The 19,790-nt window shown below is 36.3% G+C and carries 16 protein-coding genes, 5 tRNA genes and 3 pseudogenes; 11 read left to right on the plus strand and 13 right to left on the minus strand.

The genetic code is table 11. From position 1 onward, the window contains the following. Positions 1-498: 498 nt before the first annotated feature. From FGL31_RS03360 to FGL31_RS24430, 12 genes and pseudogenes are all read right to left on the minus strand, one after another. A complete protein-coding gene (locus FGL31_RS03360; RefSeq protein WP_138089696.1) occupies positions 499-2,598 on the minus strand; it encodes an ABC transporter permease in 2,100 nt (699 codons plus the stop codon). 1,009 nt (positions 2,599-3,607) lie between these two features. Then, positions 3,608-4,075: an ABC transporter permease gene (locus FGL31_RS03365; protein WP_138089697.1), complete on the minus strand. Its 468-nt coding sequence runs from the start codon at positions 4,073-4,075 to the stop codon at positions 3,608-3,610. Further along, the gene (locus FGL31_RS03370; RefSeq protein WP_138089698.1) at positions 4,018-4,779 is read right to left on the minus strand and encodes an ABC transporter permease; all 762 of its coding nucleotides are present in this window, start codon (positions 4,777-4,779) and stop codon (positions 4,018-4,020) included. The genes FGL31_RS03365 and FGL31_RS03370 overlap by 58 nt, the downstream gene beginning before the upstream one ends. A gap of 125 nt (positions 4,780-4,904) precedes the next feature. Next, the gene (locus FGL31_RS29565; protein ID WP_138094646.1) at positions 4,905-5,060 is read right to left on the minus strand and encodes an FtsX-like permease family protein; all 156 of its coding nucleotides are present in this window, start codon (positions 5,058-5,060) and stop codon (positions 4,905-4,907) included. A 93-nt stretch (positions 5,061-5,153) separates the two neighbouring features. Next, positions 5,154-5,363, minus strand: coding sequence for a hypothetical protein (locus FGL31_RS03380; RefSeq protein ID WP_138089699.1), 210 nt, complete (start codon positions 5,361-5,363; stop codon positions 5,154-5,156). Between the two features lie 64 nt (positions 5,364-5,427). Next, positions 5,428-5,703 (minus strand): ABC transporter permease, encoded by a 276-nt coding sequence (locus FGL31_RS03385; RefSeq protein WP_317131128.1) that lies wholly within the window; start codon positions 5,701-5,703, stop codon positions 5,428-5,430. A 57-nt stretch (positions 5,704-5,760) separates the two neighbouring features. Further along, on the minus strand, positions 5,761-6,006 hold the full coding sequence (locus FGL31_RS03390) for an ABC transporter permease (RefSeq protein ID WP_138089701.1): 246 nt from the start codon (positions 6,004-6,006) through the stop codon (positions 5,761-5,763). A 245-nt stretch (positions 6,007-6,251) separates the two neighbouring features. Next, entirely contained in the window at positions 6,252-8,612 is a 2,361-nt protein-coding gene (locus FGL31_RS03395; RefSeq protein ID WP_138089702.1) for an ABC transporter permease, read from the minus strand. A gap of 10 nt (positions 8,613-8,622) precedes the next feature. Then, positions 8,623-8,904: a hypothetical protein gene (locus FGL31_RS03400; RefSeq protein ID WP_099372037.1), complete on the minus strand. Its 282-nt coding sequence runs from the start codon at positions 8,902-8,904 to the stop codon at positions 8,623-8,625. 192 nt (positions 8,905-9,096) lie between these two features. Then, positions 9,097-9,776 (minus strand): annotated as a pseudogene (locus FGL31_RS03405) (ABC transporter ATP-binding protein). Between the two features lie 102 nt (positions 9,777-9,878). Next, positions 9,879-10,439, minus strand: a complete 561-nt coding sequence (locus tag FGL31_RS24425; protein WP_232046233.1) for an efflux RND transporter periplasmic adaptor subunit — start codon at positions 10,437-10,439, stop codon at positions 9,879-9,881. Position 10,440: 1 nt separating this feature from the next. After that, positions 10,441-11,133, minus strand: a complete 693-nt coding sequence (locus FGL31_RS24430) for an HlyD family secretion protein (protein WP_232046234.1) — start codon at positions 11,131-11,133, stop codon at positions 10,441-10,443. A gap of 286 nt (positions 11,134-11,419) precedes the next feature. Here FGL31_RS24430 and FGL31_RS03415 point away from each other — a divergent pair, with 286 nt between their 5' ends. From FGL31_RS03415 to FGL31_RS03430, 4 genes and pseudogenes are all read left to right on the plus strand, one after another. Next, complete coding sequence (locus FGL31_RS03415) at positions 11,420-12,727, plus strand: TolC family protein (RefSeq protein ID WP_138089703.1); 1,308 nt, start codon at positions 11,420-11,422, stop codon at positions 12,725-12,727. A gap of 15 nt (positions 12,728-12,742) precedes the next feature. Then, positions 12,743-14,099 (plus strand): annotated as a pseudogene (locus FGL31_RS29570) (sigma-54-dependent transcriptional regulator). Positions 14,100-14,147: 48 nt separating this feature from the next. After that, a complete protein-coding gene (locus FGL31_RS03425; RefSeq protein ID WP_171017534.1) occupies positions 14,148-15,422 on the plus strand; it encodes a sensor histidine kinase in 1,275 nt (424 codons plus the stop codon). 196 nt (positions 15,423-15,618) lie between these two features. Then, on the plus strand, positions 15,619-15,918 hold the full coding sequence (locus FGL31_RS03430; RefSeq protein WP_138089705.1) for a hypothetical protein: 300 nt from the start codon (positions 15,619-15,621) through the stop codon (positions 15,916-15,918). Positions 15,919-16,134: 216 nt separating this feature from the next. Here the strand turns inward: FGL31_RS03430 and FGL31_RS03435 are convergent, their stop codons facing one another. Beyond that, positions 16,135-17,250, minus strand: a complete 1,116-nt coding sequence (locus FGL31_RS03435) for a BamA/TamA family outer membrane protein (protein WP_232046235.1) — start codon at positions 17,248-17,250, stop codon at positions 16,135-16,137. Positions 17,251-17,594: 344 nt separating this feature from the next. On the opposite strand from FGL31_RS03435, the gene FGL31_RS03440 reads away from it, so the two are divergent. The 7 genes and pseudogenes from FGL31_RS03440 to secE all read left to right on the plus strand — a co-directional run bounded on the left by FGL31_RS03440 (position 17,595) and on the right by secE (position 19,781). Then, positions 17,595-17,667: transfer RNA gene (locus FGL31_RS03440), tRNA-Thr, on the plus strand. A 24-nt stretch (positions 17,668-17,691) separates the two neighbouring features. Beyond that, positions 17,692-17,775: transfer RNA gene (locus tag FGL31_RS03445), tRNA-Tyr, on the plus strand. Between the two features lie 56 nt (positions 17,776-17,831). Beyond that, positions 17,832-17,904 (plus strand) — tRNA-Gly (locus FGL31_RS03450). A 92-nt stretch (positions 17,905-17,996) separates the two neighbouring features. Next, positions 17,997-18,069, plus strand: a tRNA-Thr gene (locus FGL31_RS03455). Between the two features lie 72 nt (positions 18,070-18,141). Beyond that, positions 18,142-19,332: pseudogene (gene tuf / locus FGL31_RS03460) on the plus strand (elongation factor Tu). 159 nt (positions 19,333-19,491) lie between these two features. Beyond that, positions 19,492-19,562: transfer RNA gene (locus tag FGL31_RS03465), tRNA-Trp, on the plus strand. 24 nt (positions 19,563-19,586) lie between these two features. Beyond that, complete coding sequence (gene secE / locus FGL31_RS03470; protein WP_138089707.1) at positions 19,587-19,781, plus strand: preprotein translocase subunit SecE; 195 nt, start codon at positions 19,587-19,589, stop codon at positions 19,779-19,781. The last annotated feature ends 9 nt before the right edge of the window (positions 19,782-19,790 follow it).

Consider the following 19,790-nt stretch of genomic DNA (forward strand, 5'->3'; position numbering starts at 1 on the left):
TTAAAATTGATTTCATTGGGTTTTCTATTGTTGTATTATTAAATGAGGAAATGGACCTCGAAAAGGATTGTTTCAATCTATTTGCCAAAAGTGTAAGAATTTGATTTTTAACACTTTAAATAATGGTAAATTGTAAAAATGTTCGGAAATGGACGTTTTGTTGTTCGGAAATGGACAGTTGAACTTTAGTAGAAAGTATTTAGTATTTAGATTTTTGACCAGCCCTTCGGCTCCGCTATTTTTGTGCTTTGGAATGACGGTGGCTGAGCGGAGCCGAAGCGCCCGTCATTCAACCAACGCAAAGATTACCATTCTTTCTATAATTGTTGTGCTATTGTATAGTGTGGTTATCGTTACTATATCTTGCAAACTAGGCTATAACCCTTTCTATCTCAATTCTCATATCCCATATCTCACGATCATATCTCATATCCCATATCTCACGATCATATCTCACATCCACATCCCATACCTATTCAAGAGCAAAGCTCTTGAATATTATTCATCCCTTAAGCTATCCACAGGATTCACATTTGCAGCTTTTAGAGCTTGATAACTTACTGTCAGCAATGCTGCGGCGATTGCTATCAACCCTCCGAATACAAAAGGAATCCACGAAATCTCTATTCGATAAACAAAATCCTCCAGCCATTTGTTGCATGCCCACCAAACTATAGGTGAGGCAATAATAATCGCAATACATACCATCTTAACAAAATCCTTGGAAAGCATGCCAACAATACCTGTTACTGAAGCTCCAAGGACTTTCCGGATTCCAATTTCTTTAGTTCTCTGAAATGCAGAGATTGTAGCTAGACAGAAAAGACCTAAACAGCTGAGGATAATGGCAATGGTAGTACTGATATTCGTTAGTTTTTGAAGTTGCTGTTCTTTCTTGTATAAAGCTAGGATTGAATCATCCATGAATTTATAATCAAAATTTTCAGCAGGAAAGAATTCTGACCATTTTGATTTAACTTTTTCCATAGTAGCTTTACTCTCCTTAAAGCCAATCTGATTTAATCGTATGTTGTATGTATTTGCATTAGCTCCATTCATAAGAGCCAAAGGTTCAATACTATTGTAAAAATCTTTGGCGTGAAAGTCTTCCATAACTCCAATGATTGGGTAGTAAAATCCTTTTTGACCTATTATCTTTCCGATAGCATCCTGAGGATTTTTAAATCCGAAACCTTTTGATGCTGTTTCGTTTATAATATAACCATAGGTGGTGTCTGAGGGAACTAAATTGTTTCCAGCTAATAACTGTAAGTCATAGAATTCCATGTATTTGGAATCTACTGATTTTCGAAAGACAATCTGATTGAAGGGCTCAGAAGACTCAGAGCCATTAAATTCCATTGCTGTAGAATTGGATCCAGCAGAGAGCGGTTCATTTCCTAAACTGACCTCCTTTATCCCAGTTATTTTACTTAACTCTTCAGTCAGAGTTTTCTTTTTGACATTAAAATTATCAATATCATAAAGTTTATATGGAATATTAACTGTAACTACAGCGTCTTTGTTGAATCCTAGGTCCTTTTTTATGGTGTATTTAAGCTGCTGACCAATAATAAGAGCTGCAACAATAAATATTTGAGCTATTATAAATTGGAATATAATCAACACCTTCCTTAAATTAAAATTACCCTTGGATGTGTTCAAATTTCCTTTGCTTCTGAAAATCTCAATGGCATTTACTTTTGAAATTAACCAAGAAGGATATAGACCTGCAAGGATCAAAGTGAATAATAATATTACGAAAATGAAGATTCCAAACATTAATGGGTTATTGAAATCCTTTACATTATCGCTGATTAATTCACCTAAGAAATAGAAGCCTAATTTTGAAACAAAATAACTTGCTAAAATCGATATACCAATGATTATTGCAGTTTCAATCATCATTTGTAGAATCAAGATTCTTTTTGAACCACCCAATGTTTTGCGAATTCCGATTTCTTTGGAGCGTTGAGGAATTTGAGCAGTTGTGAGGTTGATGTAGTTAATACAAGCTAAAACCAATAAAAAGATAGATACGGCAATTAATCCATAAATAACCGTTTTACTGGATTTTTCCACTCCAAATTCATTGAAGTAGGTAGAGAAATGGGATTCTTTTAATGGAAGAAGTTCTAAGGTACGTTCGTATTTGAATTTTGGTTTAATTTCTTGTTGATATTGCTGAAATTTTTTCTCAACAATATTTGAGATCTGTTTATATGCACTTTGGATACTTTTTTCATCATTCCCCTGCATATATATTCGATCAGATCCATTGGTGTTTGTCCATTGCGAAAGTGTATAGGCTTCTGCTTTTCGGAGTTGAAGGAATTCCTTTCCTTTGAATTCAGAAGGATATTTTAATGATTCAACAATTCCGGAAACAGTCATTTGAATGGTATCAGAATAGATCAAAGTTTTGCCAATAATGTCTTCATACCCGGTGTTTGGAAAATAAAAATTCGCCCTTTCTTGAGTCAACACTATCTGATTGGGATTAGAGAGTGCACCTGCTTTTTTACCTGCCAGCCAATGATAAGGAACCATATCAAAATATGATTCTTCTGTTTCAATAACCTGGCTGTCGAAATCCAAATCTTCGGTTCGAATAGCTTTTCCATTTTCTCCTGGGATAACTACCTTTTGAGTAAAAAAAGTATATACAGGAACCGCCCCTTTCCAATGATCTCACCTCGTCTCGCAATGCCAAAAAAATTGGCCGTGATACTCCACCGGTCCAATTTTCCTTTTCATCATTCAGCTTTATTTTGCTGATCAACCTATAGGTGTTTTCGCGATTTGGAATTCCACTCTCAAAACTTAATTCATAGTTTACAAACTTGAATATAATCCAACAGGAACTAATCCAATGGTCAAGCCCAAAATATTAAGGAAAGTAAATAGTTTATTCCTTTTTAGGTGTCTGATGCTGTTTTTAAATAATAATTGGAACATGGGTTATTAGATGTGAGATTTGAGATATGAGATTTGCGATATTAAAATTGATTTCATTGGGTTTTCTAATAATAATTGGAACATGGGTTATTAGATATGAGATATGAGATATGAGATTTGTGATATTAAAATTGATTTCATTGGGTTTTCTATGTTGTTTTATTAAATGAGGAAATGGACCTCGAAAAGGATTGTTTCAATCTATTTGCCAAAAGGGTAAAAACTTAGATATGAGATATGAGATTTGCGATATTAAAATTGATTTCATTGGGTTTTCTATTGTTATGTTTTTTAAATGAGGAAATGGACCTCAATAAGAATGATTTCAATCTATTTGCCAAAAGTGTAAGAAATTGATTTTTAACACTTTAAATTATAGTAAGTTGTAAATATGTTCGGAAATGGACGTTTTGTTGTTCAGATATGAACAATTGGGGAAAAATAGTATTTAGTAGAATTTAAAACTCAATTATCACCCTTTCTATCTCAATTCTCATATCCCATATCTCATATCTATTCAAAAGCAAATGTCCTACCTTTACTATTTTCATCTTTGATTCTCGAGATTTTTAAATTCGGTTATCACCCTTTCTATCTCAATTCTCATATCCCATATCTCATATCTCTTCAAAGGCAAATCCTTTGAATATCACTCATCTCTCAGGCTATCCACAGGATTGGCTCTAGCAGCTTTGTAAGAATGGAAAAACATTGTTAAAAATGCTATAACTAAGGTTGCCATTGCTGGGATAGTAAACATCCACCAATTCAACTCCATCTTGTATGCAAAATTATCTAGCCATTTATTGATAGCCCACCATGCAATAGGAGAGGCAATCACTATGGATATGAAAACTAAAACTAGATATTCAGAGGATAACAACCTAATAATTCTTGAGACCGAACTTCCCAAAACTTTTCTTATCCCGATTTCTTTTGTCCTTTGACTGATACTAATGGTTACCAAACCAATTAATCCCAAACAGCTTAATAAGATTGTAATACCAGATGAAAGATTTATAATACTCGAAAAACGATAGTCGCTTTCGTACAGTTCCTTCATGTTGTCATCAAAAAACTTATATGTAAATTCATCATTTGGATAAATCTTTTCCATTCTGTTTCAATGGCTTTTATACCATTCTTCCATTCTCCAGTATTGTGAGAAAGTTTTATACTTATGTTTTTTAATTGATCTCTTTCTTTACTAGGAATAATAACAACAGCTCCAGTTTGACTATGTAGAGTTGAACTATTGAAATTTGGGATTACGCCAACAATGTACATTTGCTTTTCAAACAATGTTACCATTTGTCCGATCGCTGCTTCGGGAGTTTTAATTCCTAATTTTTCGAGCACCTTCTCATTGGCTATAAAGCCAGAGGTGCTGTCCGAAATCTGAAGATTTCTTCCTGCTAATAATTTGAAATTATAGGTTTCTAAATAATCTTTATCGGCGTATTTTAATTCTATTTGACTTCTTACTTCCCCTGTGTCCGTATTCATGCTGACACTGGATGCGTAATAGTCAGCACTCATTGGTAGATGTCCCAAAGAAGATCCTTCAATCTCTTTATATTTCTGAAGCGATTCTTTTAATAAGTTTGGTCTGTTGTCATCTGGGCTATCCTTTAGAAATGGAAGTTCCATGGAAACGATGCTATTGTGTTGAAATCCTAGATCCTGGTTTAACATAAACTGAATCTGAAAACCCATTAACACTGTTGAAATAACGAATACTTGAGCAATAATAAACTGAAAAATAATGAGTGCTTTCCTGAGGGGAATACTCCCAAATTTAAGCTTACCGGCATTTTTCATTTTGATAACTTCGGAAATCTGAACCTTATTTATTAAATATGCGGGATAAAAACTCGAAACTAAAGTCAATATAATAATCAAAGCTGCAAGGAAAATTACAACGGCTAGGGTATCTGAGTAGTTATTTATCTCTTCAGGAATATAACTGCTGAAATATTTTCAAAAAATTTTATCAATGGCCAGGATAATAATAGAGACAGACATGATATAATAAACGTCTCGGATAAAAAACTGAATAATACATATCGTGGTTGTTCACCTAAAGTCTTCCTAATTCCTATTCTTTGGCTCTAAAAGGTACTTGAGCAGTTGTTAGGTTAATGTAATTAATACATGCTAGTAACAATAGGAATGAACCAATTCCAATCATACCATTATAGTGTGCTTTTGTCTACACTGCCTTGGATCATTTTATTGAAATGCAATGTCGAAAGAGGAGCAAGGCCATAGGAATTTTTTACATTGTATTTTGCATTGATTTCAGCATTTACCTCATTAGTTTTTTTAGTAAGTATATCGATTAGATTTTGTTGTGCTGCTTTGTTGTTCAGTTTAACATATAGTTTATGGTTTGAAGTTACCATATCCCAATTATCACTTTTAAGATCTTCTTCCTTAACTGGTACAAATTCTTTATGTCGGAAACTGCTAGTTTTTCTCTAAATCCTGAATGACACCGGTGACCGTATAATTAACAGTGTCTATTAACAGCACTTTACCTAATATCTCTTGAGGTTTCAGATTGGGATAATAAACTCGAGCTCTTGATTCCGATAATACTATTTCATGTGGTTGTTTAAAAACAGATTCTTTATTTCCTGCCAGCCATGTATATGGTACCATTAAAAAATAATCCTTGAAAGTTCCAATAACTGGGGGTTGATTGCTGAACTCTCTTTTTCCGTCATCATCTGAAACTGTTATTTATCATAGTAATAGTTGTATCAGGCGCTACCAATTTGGCTGCAGGAATGTTCTCTTTTACATAATTTGCAACTGGATATTTACCCCATCAAATGAATTTGATTCCTCACCTCTGATTGAGACATTGTAAACTTTGAATATTTCTTCCTTATCTGGATGATTCTTGTCAAAGCTATATTCATAATTAACGATCCGGAATACTACCCAACATGCGCTAATGCCGATGGCAAGTCCGAGAATATTCAGGAAAGTAAACAACTTGTTTTGCCATAGTTTACGGAATAAAAGGTTCACTCTTTTCATGATAATAATTCTTTATAATTACAAATAGTTAATTAAAACGACCCCCAACAAGAATCTCGGCAAGTGTAATCCAAGTCTCGTTTTCGATTTCAATTCTATATATTCATATCCATTCAATGGTAATTGTCCTACCTTTACTATTTTCATATTTGATTCACAAGATTTTTAACTTCGGTTATCACCCTTTCTATCTCAATTCTCATATCTCATATCTCAAATCTATTTAAAGGCAAAGCCTTTGAATATTACTCATCCCGCAAACTATCCACAGGATTTGCCATTGCTGCTTTGATGGATTGATAGCTGACTGTCAACAAAGTCACTAAAATGGCTCCCACTCCTGCGAATAGGAATATCTCCCAATTAATGGATATCCTATATGAATAATCTTCCAGGAATTTATTCATTGTCCAATAAGCAATTGGGAAAGATATAAAACAAGAAATTACTATCAAGACAATAAATTCTATTGACAGCATTCTAGTAACGGTAAAGACTGAAGCACCCAAAACTTTGCGAATTCCAATTTCTTTAGTTCGACTTTCTGCCATAAATGCCGCTAAACCAAATAGGCCAAGACATGAGATAAAAATGGTAAGACCTGCAAATAAGTTGGCAAGTTTACCGGTCTTTTGAGTCTCTGCAAATTTCTTAGCATAAGCTTCATCTACAAATTTATAATTGAAAGGATAATCAGGATTGTATTTTTTAAAGACTTTTTCCGCTTTTACCAACGCCTCCTCAGTACTTAAATTCGGGTTAAATCGTATATGGGTATTGTTCAACCAACCACTTGCACCTTCAATTACTAACAGTTTTACAGGCTCAAAAGGCGATTCTTGAATAAAATCTTTGATAACTCCAATTATCTGAAACTTTCTGCCTCCATCATCGAAGTATTTCCCAATAGGATCATTAAACTTCATCCTTGCGGCGGCGGTTTCATTGATAATTGCCGCGGTTGAATCTGTCGGGAATTTACTCAAATCAAAATCCCTTCCAGCAAGTAATTCAAATCCCGCTGTTTCAACAACTCTATCATCTCCGGTTTGACGATTGAACTGAATTACTTCATTTGGATCTTTGCCTTCCCATTGAATTCCACTCCAACCACTCCATCTTTCCGTAATAGGTGACATCATACGACTTACTGATAGTGCAATGTTTTGCTCCAACAACTCTTGTTTGATCAATTTGGAATTCTTTTCGATTTCTCCAACCTCATGTACATAAATTAAATTTTCCTTTTCGAATCCAAAATCCCTGTCCTGAGCATGTTTTATCTGTTTTTGGATAACAATGGTGCTGACAATCAGTATAATGGCAATACTAAATTGAGACACAACAAGTACTTTTCTGGGATTGATCTTTTGATTTATATTATGAAATCTACCTTTCAGTACCTTAATCGGATTAAATGAGGATAAAAAGAAAGCTGGATAAATTCCTGCCAAAAAGCTGGTCAGTAAAATGAAGCCAACAAATAAAAACCAGAAACCAATTTCTTGCGTAGGGATTTTAAATTTAAATCCAACCAAGTCATTAAAACTAGGAAGTGTCAAAGAAACTATTAATACTGCCAATATACCAGATATAATGGCTAAGATTAAAGATTCTGATAAGAATTGAAAGATAAGAGATTTCTTTTGTGCACCAACTACTTTCCTTATTCCTACCTCTTTGGCTCTCTTCTCACTTTGAGCCGTGCTTAGGTTCATAAAGTTTATACATGCGATGAGCAGAATTAGGACAGCAACGACAATAAAAATATGGACCATATCTATTCTCCCACCTGTCACCACACCATTTTCATATTTGTTGTATAAATAAAGATCTCCGTAAGGTTTTAAAAAGGCTTCGGTTTCATTATCCGAATGACGAGGCATAATATCAACCATCTGTTTTTGAATCTTATTCAAATTGGCATTTTTGTCCAATTCGACATATAGATCAACGGAACTGTTATTCCAATAATTATCAGAATATCCAAGCTTTTCCATCAGAGTCCAAGGCATATAATATTCATATCCTTTGAAAATATGGTTAGGCTCTCCAACTTTGATAACAGCACTTACATTCAATAAATTTGTGCTGTCAATTCTAATGGTTTTTCCCACCGCATCTGATGTTCCAAAAAGATTTTTGGCCAGATCTTCCGTAAGAACAATATTTTGAGGGCCTTTTAAAGCATCATCTCTGTTTCCGGCCAGAAGCTCAAACTCAAACATATTTAAGAAAGCAGAATCAACAAAGGCACCTATACCTGCAGGCACTTTTTTGTTGCCTAAGTCAAACAAATAACCATTTGTCCCACTTAATCTTGTCACATCCTTTGCTTCAGAAATATCAGATTTAAGAACTTCAGCCAATGGTTTTGGTGATGAAAACCAAACCACAGTCTTATTGTCTGCTTCTCCTTTAGAACCTACAACATAAAGTTGTTCTGCCTTTGGGAAATTCTTATTGAAGCCTAATTGAAAATTCACCCACAGCATAATCAACATCGCCGCCGCCATACCGATCGCCAAACCTACAATATTAATCGCTGTAAAACCTTTGTTCTTCTTAAGATTACGAAAGGCTATCTTGAAATAATTTTTGATCATAATTTTGTTATTACAGGCTTAAAAAGATGTTTGACAACCTAGAAATCACTATAATTTGTGTTTTCGTGGTTTTGGCTTTTATAATTGATTCCGTGATTTCAATAACTGTTTTTTTATTGCATTCGGTTATTGAAACATAAGAATTAGGGATTTCTTCATTCGTATTTGCAGCATACCAAATCCCTGAAACAGGATAATTCTTGGTAAAACTGAACTGATAATTCAGGGATACTAAAGTTAGAAGAGTTATTCCTAATCCTATTGTCAATTTGATGTTGCTGTTAATCTTCATTATTTTGATATTTAACTTTGAAATAATAGAGGAGGAACGCCCTTCGGCTCCTGGTTTCGACTACGCTCAACCAACACAACCAACGCAGGGACCGCCCTTCGGCTCCTGGTTTCGGCTCCTGGTTTCGACTACGCTCAACCAACGCAACCAACACAGGGACCGCCCTTCGGCTCCGCTCAGGGACCGATTACACTATAAAGCAGTTGCGGTTTCCAGGATTACCTGTCCATCCAGCATACGGATTACTCTGTCTGAGAATTTGGCATCATGTTCGGAGTGGGTAACCATTACGATGGTTGTGCCAGCTTCATTGAGTTCGGTTAGCAATTGCATAACTTCATTACCATTGCTAGAGTCCAAATTACCTGTAGGCTCATCGGCAAGGATCAATTTCGGATTGTTTACTACAGCACGTGCTACGGCTACGCGCTGTTGCTGACCTCCGGAAAGCTGTTGTGGAAAGTGATTTCGACGATGCATGATCTGTACCTTTTCCAAGACCTCTTCGACGCGGCGTTTGCGTTCTGCAGCTGGCACATTGGTGTAGACAATGGCAGTTCTACATTTTCAAATACGGTTAGCTCATCGATAAGGTTAAAGCTTTGGAATACGAAGCCGATATTGTGCTTGCGAAGATCTGAACGTTTGTTTTCTTTGAAATGTGCTACTTCTATGTTATTAAAAAGATAACTACCTTCATCCAAGTCGTCCAATAGACCGATGATATTCAGAAGGGTTGACTTTCCACATCCTGACGGCCCCATTACAGCGACAAACTCGCCTTCCTTAACGTGGATATTTACATCGTTCAAGGCCACGGTCTCTACCTCTTCGGTACGGTAGAATTTTTGAAGATTGGTTATTTTTATCATGGTGTTTCTTTGTTTTAAATTAATGATTTCAGTTTATCATAATGGTTAGTTTTAAAAACCGCCATTTTCGTTTTCTCCAACAGCGGTTAATAGACTTCTACTCTATTTTTTGATGCTCAATTCCTGAATCTTATCGTATGTTTCATAGCTTGAAACTACGACCTTGTCTCCAGGTTGTAATCCATTTAGTACTTCATAATATTCTGGGTTTTGCCTTCCCAACTGGATATCTGTACGGTAGGCAACATTTCCACTCTTATCTAGTTTAAAGATCCAATTGCCTGCAGTTTGTTGATAGAAACCTCCTTTTGCTAATAAGATAGCTTTTGTTTCATCACTCAATGCCAATCGAATTGTTAATGTCTGACCACGACGAATTCCTTGAGGAACTTCATTCAAAAATTCCATATCTACTTGGAATCTTCCGTCTTTCACTTGGGTATATACTTTCTTAATTTTTAACTCATAAACCTTGTTGCCAATAGTGAACTGACCTTTAAGGTCTGGGAAGATACGGTTGATATAATGTTCATCAATATCAGCACGCACTTTGAATCCTGTGAGTACGTCGATTTGACCTAGGCGCTCTCCAGCTGTTTTGTTCTGGCCGATTTCAGCATCAAAAGATGTTAATTGGCCATCTACAGGTGCTCTTAAAATCAAATCACCAACTTTTTTGGCGCATCAATTCCAATGCATTTTGAGTACGTTTATACGTTTCGCGGTCTTGGTTAAGTTTCTGACTATTTGAAATCTGATCTTGTTTTACGATCTGTTTAGTCAGACCTACACGTTCCTTTTGATAATTATAGTCATTTAATGATTTCTCATATTCTTGAGATCCGATTGCTTTTTCAGCCAGTAGTTTCTTGTTCAGATTGTATACACGTTCAGCCTCTCTAAATGCAGACTCCACATCAGCCATTTGGTTTTTATTGCTGATTGTAGCTTGTTGGGCATTTGTTTGAGCAATTTGGTTTTGAGTTAAAAGGTTTAAGACCTGTGTCTCTTGTTGTACCAATGTCAATTCTAAATCTGTGTTCGAAAGTCGCATTATTGGATCACCCTTATGTAGATGTGCCCCGTCCTCAACAAATTTTTCCTCAACGCGTCCTCCAACTGAAGCATCTAAATATATACTGCTGATTGGTAATACGGTGCCATTAATAGGAATGAATTCTTGAAAAGTATCTTCTTTAACCTCAAAAATCGAAATACGTTCAGCATCAACGTTCAGTTTACTGTTTCCGCTGGTGTAATAATAACTAGCTCCAATCAAGGCTACGATGCCTGCAATTCCGGCTACAGTTAGTATTCTTTTTGTATTCCACGTTTTTTGTTTAATCGGTCTGTCCATGTAATTCTATATGAAATTTGATAAAAGCATATACAAGGTTGTGCCAAAGTTTTAATATAATGAATATCAGTGTTTTAGTTAACAATGAGGGTTTGGGACTGTTCGAAAGCGAACAGTAAATGTGCGGAGGTGGACAATTTGATTTTCTTTTTTTGGTGTTCATAAGTGAACACTTGGATGTTCGGCTTCGAACAGGTCGTGAGGCCTTTAATTGTTAATGTGTTGAGATTCAAAATTTTAATTATTTGGCACAGCCTATGGAATGCAGTATGAAATTTAGTTTTAAATGAAAAGAGATTTACTATTTGTAATCATATTTGTTTGTTGTTTAGTTAGCACGGCAAAAGGACAGGGAGATTCCTTGTCCTTAGCCGATTGCGTTAAACAAGCAATCCAAAACAACCCTACTTTGAGGCGAGATGAATTAGTCGTCGACCGATCTGACCTTGCTTTTAAACAAGCGAAATACGACCGTTTACCAACATTGAATGCCAATATCAGTCATGATATCTCGCAGGGTAGGACCATCAATCCGACAACCAATCAATATATAGATCAGAACAATAGCTCAGGGCGTCAATCCCTGGGCTTAAATGTTCCGATTTTCAATGGTTTTTATATCATCCATAACATCCGAATGAAATCGAACGCTTTGGACGCAGGTAAATTGGAATATGAAGGTTATGTAAATGACTTGAAATTGGATGTAATTACAGCATACGTCAAGGTTCTGACAGCAAAAGACATGTTGACCCAAACCGAGGGTCAATTATCGGTGACTAAGGAACAGCTGCACAGAAATGAAGTTTTAAATCGTGAAGGTGCAGCAAATCCTGGTGATCTATATGATATTAAAGGCCAATATAGCAGTGACCTGAATGCTGTAGAACTGACAAGACAAAGTTTGAACAATGCAAGGGTTGAGTTAGCTGGCCTGATGAACGTGGATGTTCAAAGTTTGGGTGAGCTTGAACAGATTGATATACCTTCGGAAATATCTATAAAATCATCGGAAGAATTGTTTCAAGAATCTTTGACAGCATTGCCACAATTTAAAGCGATGGATTATAGAATCAAAGAGATGGAAGAGGGAATTAAGGTTGCCAAATCTAATTATTGGCCAAGTCTATCCTTGAGTGGTGGGATGAGTTCCAATTACAGTAAGGAAGGTGGAGCGATTTTTAATCAAATCAAAAACAATTTGAGCAAAGGTGTTGGTTTAACTTTGAGCATTCCAATCTTCAATCAATTCAAGAATCGCACTCAGGTTCGGTTAGCTGAAGTTAATTTAAATGAGGTTAATTTCACCAAAGATATTATGAGGAATGAATTGCGGATGAAAACTGCTCAAGCTGTTTTCGATTTAGATATCACACAGAAAAATGTGGTCAATCTGCGTGATCAGGAGTTAAGTTATGCAGAATCATTTCGGATTGCTACGGTACATTTTGAGGCAGGAAACAGCAACTCTGTAATCTATTTAACTGCTAAGAATAAATTGGATGCCACCCGTAGTCAATTAATCATAAAGCAATACGAGTGGTTGATGCAAAAATATATGAATGATTATTATTCGGGATCTTTAGATTTATAGTTAACTTAGCTAACAATGAAGAAAGCAACCATTTTAGTTGTTGATGATGATCAAGACTTGTTAACCGCCACACGCATATTACTAAGACCTAATGTCAAAGAAGTAATCGTAGAACACAACCCTGAAAGGTTAATAAATATTCTGGAGAAAAATCCAGTTGATATTGTTATGCTTGACATGAACTATAAAAGCGCTATCAACACGGGGAATGAGGGGTTGTTTTGGCTTTCAAAAATTAAGTCACAATTTCCTAAAGTGAATGTTGTTATGATTACTGCATATGGTGCTGTAGACTTAGCTGTAAAATCGCTGAAACAAGGAGCTTCTGATTTTATAGTCAAACCTTGGCAAAATGAGCAGCTTATTAATACGCTGACTGGAATTTATCAAGAAAGTAGACCAAATCAAAAAGAAAAAGTCGCTGTAAATACGAGAGATCAGCATGGGATTATCGGTAATTCTCCCATTATGGAAGATTTACAATATAAGCTGGACAAAGTTGCACCTACCGAAGCTAATATATTAATTTTAGGAGAAAATGGAACTGGTAAGGATTTAATAGCAAATGCGATCCATCAACGGTCATTAAGGTCCAAGGAATCTTTTGTTAAAGTTGATGTAGGCTCTTTGACGGAGACGCTTTTTGAAAGTGAGCTATTTGGGTATAAAAAAAGGGGCTTTTACTGATGCTAGGGAAGATAGAAAGGGGAGATTTGAGAATGCAGATGCAGGGACCTTATTTTTGGACGAGATCGGAAATATTAGCTTGCAGCAACAAGCTAAGTTATTAAGTGTTTTGCAAAATAGAGCTGTAGTTCCTTTGGGATCAAGTCAGGCTATTCCCGTTGATATTCGCTTAATTTCTGCAACCAATGTTCCCTTGAAAGTATTGGCTGATGAAAGCCGGTTTAGAAAAGATTTGATTTATAGGATCAATACTTTGGAGATTCAGGTTCCACCATTGCGTGAAAGGGGTGAAGATATTCCTTTATTGGCCGATCATTTTTTGAAATTCTACAGTGCTAAATATCATAAAAATATTGCTGGATTTGAATCTGATGCGGTTAATAAGCTGAAAGGATATCATTTTCCAGGGAATGTACGCGAGTTGCAATATAGTATCGAGCGTGCCGTGATCATGTCTGACCAGCAAAGTATTCGTGCTGATGATATCTTATTTTCACCCATTGAACAACAAATGGAAGAAAAGCCATTGATTGCAGATTTTTCTTCTCATAATTTGGAAGAAATGGAACGAAAAGCAATTAAATCAGCTATTGATCGATATAATGGGAATATCAGTAAGGCCGCTAAAGAATTAGGGCTAACTCGTGCGGCATTGTACAGAAGACTAGAAAAATATAATCTCTAATCTATGACCAGGCTGGTTGTTACCGATTTCTTAAAAATGTTAATATTAATGGCTCTAGCTGTTGGGATTGCCTTTTTAGGTTTCAAAGGGTATTATCTATATGCTGGGCTAGCCTTTTTCTTTTTGATGATCTTTGCAAATCGATCTTTTTCAAAACACCAATTCTTAATCAAACAACTGATAGAATTTTCAGAAGCAGTAAAATACCGCGATTTTACTAGAAGATTTGTTGTTAAGAATCCCAATTCTCCAGAGGGGCAACTTTATTCGGCATTTAATCTAATCAATGAGGTTTATAAAAACATTAGTATAGATCAAGCCTTACAGCATCAATACCTCAATAAGGTAATCAATATGTTGGATACTGCTATTATCTTTTACCATGCTGACTCGGGCAAAGTAATTTGGTTGAATGATGCATTCAAAGATCTATTTCAGGTCCCACATTTGGGCAATATATCAGGTATGATCAAGCGCCATCCAGAGCTGTATGAGAAAACGATGCAGCTACAGGTTGGGAAACATCAGATGGAAACGGCTCATTCCAGTAAAGGAAAAATCAAATTGTTGATGCAGAGTTCGGGTTTTGAGACTCAAGACGGCTCATTTCGTATTATTGTTTATCAAAACATCAACGAGGCCATTGATGAAACTGAAACACGAGCATGGCATAAGTTATTGCGTGTTTTGACACATGAAATTATGAATTCAATAGGGCCTATCAGTTCACTTGCTGAGACTTTGCATGATCGTTTAGAGCATTGGGAAGGCGAACAGGATGTTGAAGATCTTAAGTTAGGTATCTTCACTATAAAGCGTAGGAGCGAGGGTTTGTTGCAATTTGCCAAGAGCTACAGATTGATCAACAAAGTGGATCAGCCTCAATATTCTGAAATCTTGGTTGTTCAGCTTTTTGAAAATATATATCAATTATTGGAACCTACTTTGATCCAAAAAAATATTGATGTGGATATTATTATCAAGAACACGCGATTGATTTTACGTGCGGATGTAAATTTGCTGGAACAGGTCATCATCAATTTGTTATTGAATGCTATCGAGGCTGTGAAAGAGGTCGATGAGCCTTATATCAGTCTTTCCGCTGTTGAAACCAAAGATCATATTCAGTTGAAGATTCAGGACAATGGTTCAGGCATGTCGGCGGAAATACAGGAGCAGATTTTTACACCCTTTTTCACCACCAAGAAGACAGGGACAGGTGTTGGCCTTACTTTGAGCAAACAAATCATGTTGATGCATGGCGGAAACATATCTGTAGATAGTAAAGAAGGCCAAGGCAGTACCTTTACGCTACAATTCTAATTCTATTTGTATTTTTGTGCCGCAATGCGGTATCTAATCTCTTATTTGTATCATTTTATCGTTTCCAACAGTAGGCATGGGACACATTCCCCATTTGTATATGACCTAGCTTCAAAAAGTAATTTACAATGTTGCCTTTAAAAGTTCGAATCATGTTGATTTTCCGGTAGGTTTTAATCCCAAATATCTCCCTCTATTGAAAAAAATACTTAGTTATTGGAAGGTTGAAAAATTAGGGGATGATATAAATAATAAAGATGTGAATGCTTATTGGATAAATCAGCCAAACATTGAAGTAGAGGAATTGTTGAAATTAGTGGATGAGGGTAAGATTTTGATTATTGATAAACCCTACAGCATTAAGAATAAAGGTTTGTGGAATAAGTTGATTGATGATAGGAGAGTGATCGTATCTATCAATATGTTTCATTTTGGTATTGTACTGAAAAGAGAAGGACAACGGAAAGAGGATTTTCTATTGAGATATTTAGGGTAGGGTAGGTTAGACAATAGACATAAGACAAAAGACATTAGACTTGGTAAGGTTTACAATTTTAAATTAATCACATTCATTCTTATGAAGAGATAAAATCAAAAACAGATATGGTAACTATTATATTAGTTCTATAATCTGCTATTACCTACGAATGGCCAAAGTCTACTGTCTTATGTCTAGTGTCTTATGTCTAGTGTCTACTGAGTACTGTCTAATTTAAAACGCCTCACTAATACTTAAATAAAAGCCTGATTGTCTTTTTTCTCCGGGTCTTTGTTCACCGAAGGCATAATCAAAGCGGATACTACTATTATGTTCTAGGCTAAAGAAATAGCGGAGTCCTGCACCATAGGATGGGATTAAACGCATATCATGTTGTTTTGAGAATGTGCTACCTGTTCCTAGGAAACCGTTGATTCCGATTCTTGGATGGAAACGATATCTCAACTCTGCTTGGGCAGTCATGTAATTTTTGTCTTTATATCTGCCCAAATAGTATCCTCGCATGGTCATGTCCCCACCTAGTTCACGCATAACGTAGAAAGGTACGTTTTTACCATATGTTCCTCGAAAAAGGCCTTGGGCACCAACTGTCAATTGCTTGGTAATCGGGTAGAAACCTCGGACATCAAATTCTATTTGGTTTCCAACAAAATTGTCCTTGCCGAAGAAGTTAGGGGCGTAGCTGTATTTAGCTCTGCCGTAAAATCCATTGGTAGTATAAGTAGTATTGTTCCGGGTATCGTATAAAGCGGATACTCCTAAAGCCATATATTGACCCCCATCTTTGCCTAAGACTTCTGGGGATTCGAATATTCCGCCGGATTCGATGTCATTAAATTGGAAGTTCTCGTAATTAAGGTTAATCCCCGCATAGAAATTAGGAGCGAACCTTTTTTCACCATCTAATTTTATGCGATAAAGTTTTTGGTCGAGGTAATCTTCATCTTCTTTCCAAGTATCGTTTCCTAGTCCATAGAAGTTAAATGGCCAGTCTCTGAATCGGAGTTCAGATATGATGTGATAGTCGTTGTTTTTTGTCCAGATATCAGAAGTGAGTTTGATGTTCTTCTGTTTTTTAGTTGTTAGAGTTCCAATCAGTGTTACATTGGATGTTCTACTGTCCAGGTTTTCTTTATCTATATAGAAGTTATATGTACTTGCAATTCCGTATTCGAATCCAGTTTCTTGTGCATAACCTACGGCTGGTAGTACTACAAAACTTCCGGATCTGGAAGAGTCTTTTTCCGAGGAGACGAATTTTTTGATCAATTTTTTGATAAATCCTGTGTTTTCTTGCGCTGAAAGTTGGGATGAATTCAGGGATAACACCAATAATAAGATTAAAGATATTGAATATTTTTTTCACAGCTGTTGCGTTAATCATGTGCAAATATAGGGTATCTGATGGATTGGAAAATGAAAAATTATTTACTTGCATATCAATGATATGGTTTTCAGGAGTAAAAAAAATGACCAAATATTTTTGATATGTTCATGGAGTAGCTATCTTTGCATCATCAAAACGGGAAAATAAGTACTGTAGCGAGCTAGTTCTTTAAGTAGAAAAAAAATTAAAAATAAAACTTGCGAATATCGAATAAATATTAGATTTTTGCACTCGCTATCCAAAGATAGCCGTTCTTTAAAACAGCAAGTTTTATTAAATTAAATACGCCTCCTTAGCTCAGCTGGTAGAGCAACTGACTTGTAATCAGTAGGTCATTGGTTCGATTCCGATAGGAGGCTCAAAACAACGCAAGTTGTAGGTCTGGAGGGGTTCCAGAGCGGTCAAATGGGACGGACTGTAAATCCGTTGCTTCGGCTTCGAAGGTTCGAATCCTTCTCCCTCCACCAAAAAAGTTTGCACTCCACCTTGTTTAAAGAGGTGATCTAGGGATGCAAACTCGCAAGCGGAAGTAGCTCAGTTGGTAGAGCGATAGCCTTCCAAGCTATAGGTCGCGAGTTCGAACCTCGTCTTCCGCTCAATTTATAAAACAAATCTAAGTCTCTGTCTTCTTAACAATTTAATTTATTGAAAGGGTAGAGGCTTATGTCTGTAAATAAGCTTTTTGTAAGCCGAAGTAGCTCAGGGGTAGAGGCACTTCCTTGGTAAGGAAGAGGTCGTGGGTTCAAATCCCATCTTTGGCTCGAATACATAAGTTTTGTAACTTTGTAAGATTAATTAAAAGAAATATTTTATAATTACTAATTCGCATAAACATGGCAAAAGAGAAATTTGACCGTAGTAAACCGCACTTAAACATTGGTACTATCGGTCACGTTGACCCACGGTAAAACAACTACAACAGCTGCTATCACTAAAGTTTTAGCTGATAAAGGTTTTTCAGAGGCTCGTTCATTTGATTCAATTGACTCTGCTCCTGAAGAGAAAGAACGTGGTATCACGATTAACACTGCACACGTTAGAATACCAAACAGCTAACCGTCACTATGCACACGTTGACTGTCCAGGTCACGCCGATTACGTTAAGAACATGGTAACTGGTGCTGCGCAAATGGACGGTGCTATCATCGTTGTTGCTGCAACAGACGGTTCCTATGCCTCAAACTCGCGAGCACATCCTATTAGCTCGTCAGGTAGGTGTTCCTGCGTTAGTAGTATTCTTGAATAAAGTTGACTTAGTTGATGACGCTGAATTATTAGACTTAGTTGAGATGGAAGTTCGTGAATTATTATCATTCTACGAATTCCCTGGCGACGATGTTCCAGTAATCAAAGGTTCTGCTTTAGGTGCATTAAACGGAGAGACTCAATGGGTTGATTCAATCATGGAATTAATGGACGCTGTAGATAACTACATTCCAATTCCTCCACGTTTGACAGATCTTCCTTTCTTGATGCCTATCGAGGACGTGTTCTCAATCACAGGTCGTGGTACAGTAGCTACAGGTCGTATCGAAAGAGGTGTAATCAACTCTGGAGATCCAGTTGAGATCTTAGGTATGGGTGGCTGAGAACTTGAAATCTACAGTAACAGGTGTTGAGATGTTCCGTAAGATCTTAGATTACGGTGAGGCTGGTGATAACGTAGGTTTATTGTTACGTGGTATTGAGAAAACTGATATCCGTCGTGGTATGGTTATCTGTAAACCAGGTTCAGTAACTCCACACACAGACTTCAAAGCTGAGGTATACGTATTGTCGAAAGCAGAAGGTGGTCGTCACACTCCTTTCTTCAACAAATACCGTCCTCAATTCTATTTCCGTACAACAGACGTAACTGGAGAGATTACTCTAGAAGAAGGTACTGAGATGGTTATGCCAGGTGATAACGTAACAATCACTGTTAATTGATCAACGCTATCGCAATGGAAAAAGGTCTACGTTTCGCTATCCGTGAGGGTGGTCGTACAGTAGGTGCTGGTCAGGTAACTGAAATTGTAAAATAATCTGAAAAGATTATCACAATAAAAAATAAGCTAATTGGCTTCAGGCTGATTAGCTTATTTTTTCACTGAGAAATAACACGCGGTTTTCCGCAAATAATTTGAAATAATATTTGTTGTAATGCGGTCTAAAGCCTATATTTGCAACACAAAAAAATATACACGGGCATAGTTCAATGGTAGAATAGAGGTCTCCAAAACCTTTGATCTGGGTTCGAATCCTGGTGCCCGTGCTAATAAAAATAGAAACTTAAAAAATGGCAAAAGTACTTGACTTTATTAAGGACTCTTACACAGAGGTTACCGAAAAAGTGACTTGGCCTACTTGGGCTCAACTTCAAAGTCACGCTATTATTGTGCTTGTTGCATCTATTATTATTGCTTTGATTATATTCGTAATGGATAAAGCCTCAAGTAATGTAATGGAACTGCTGTACAATACAGCATCTTAATTTTCTAAT

The organism is Sphingobacterium daejeonense (genome assembly GCF_901472535.1).
In the GTDB taxonomy this organism is placed as follows: Bacteria; Bacteroidota; Bacteroidia; order Sphingobacteriales; family Sphingobacteriaceae; genus Sphingobacterium; species Sphingobacterium daejeonense.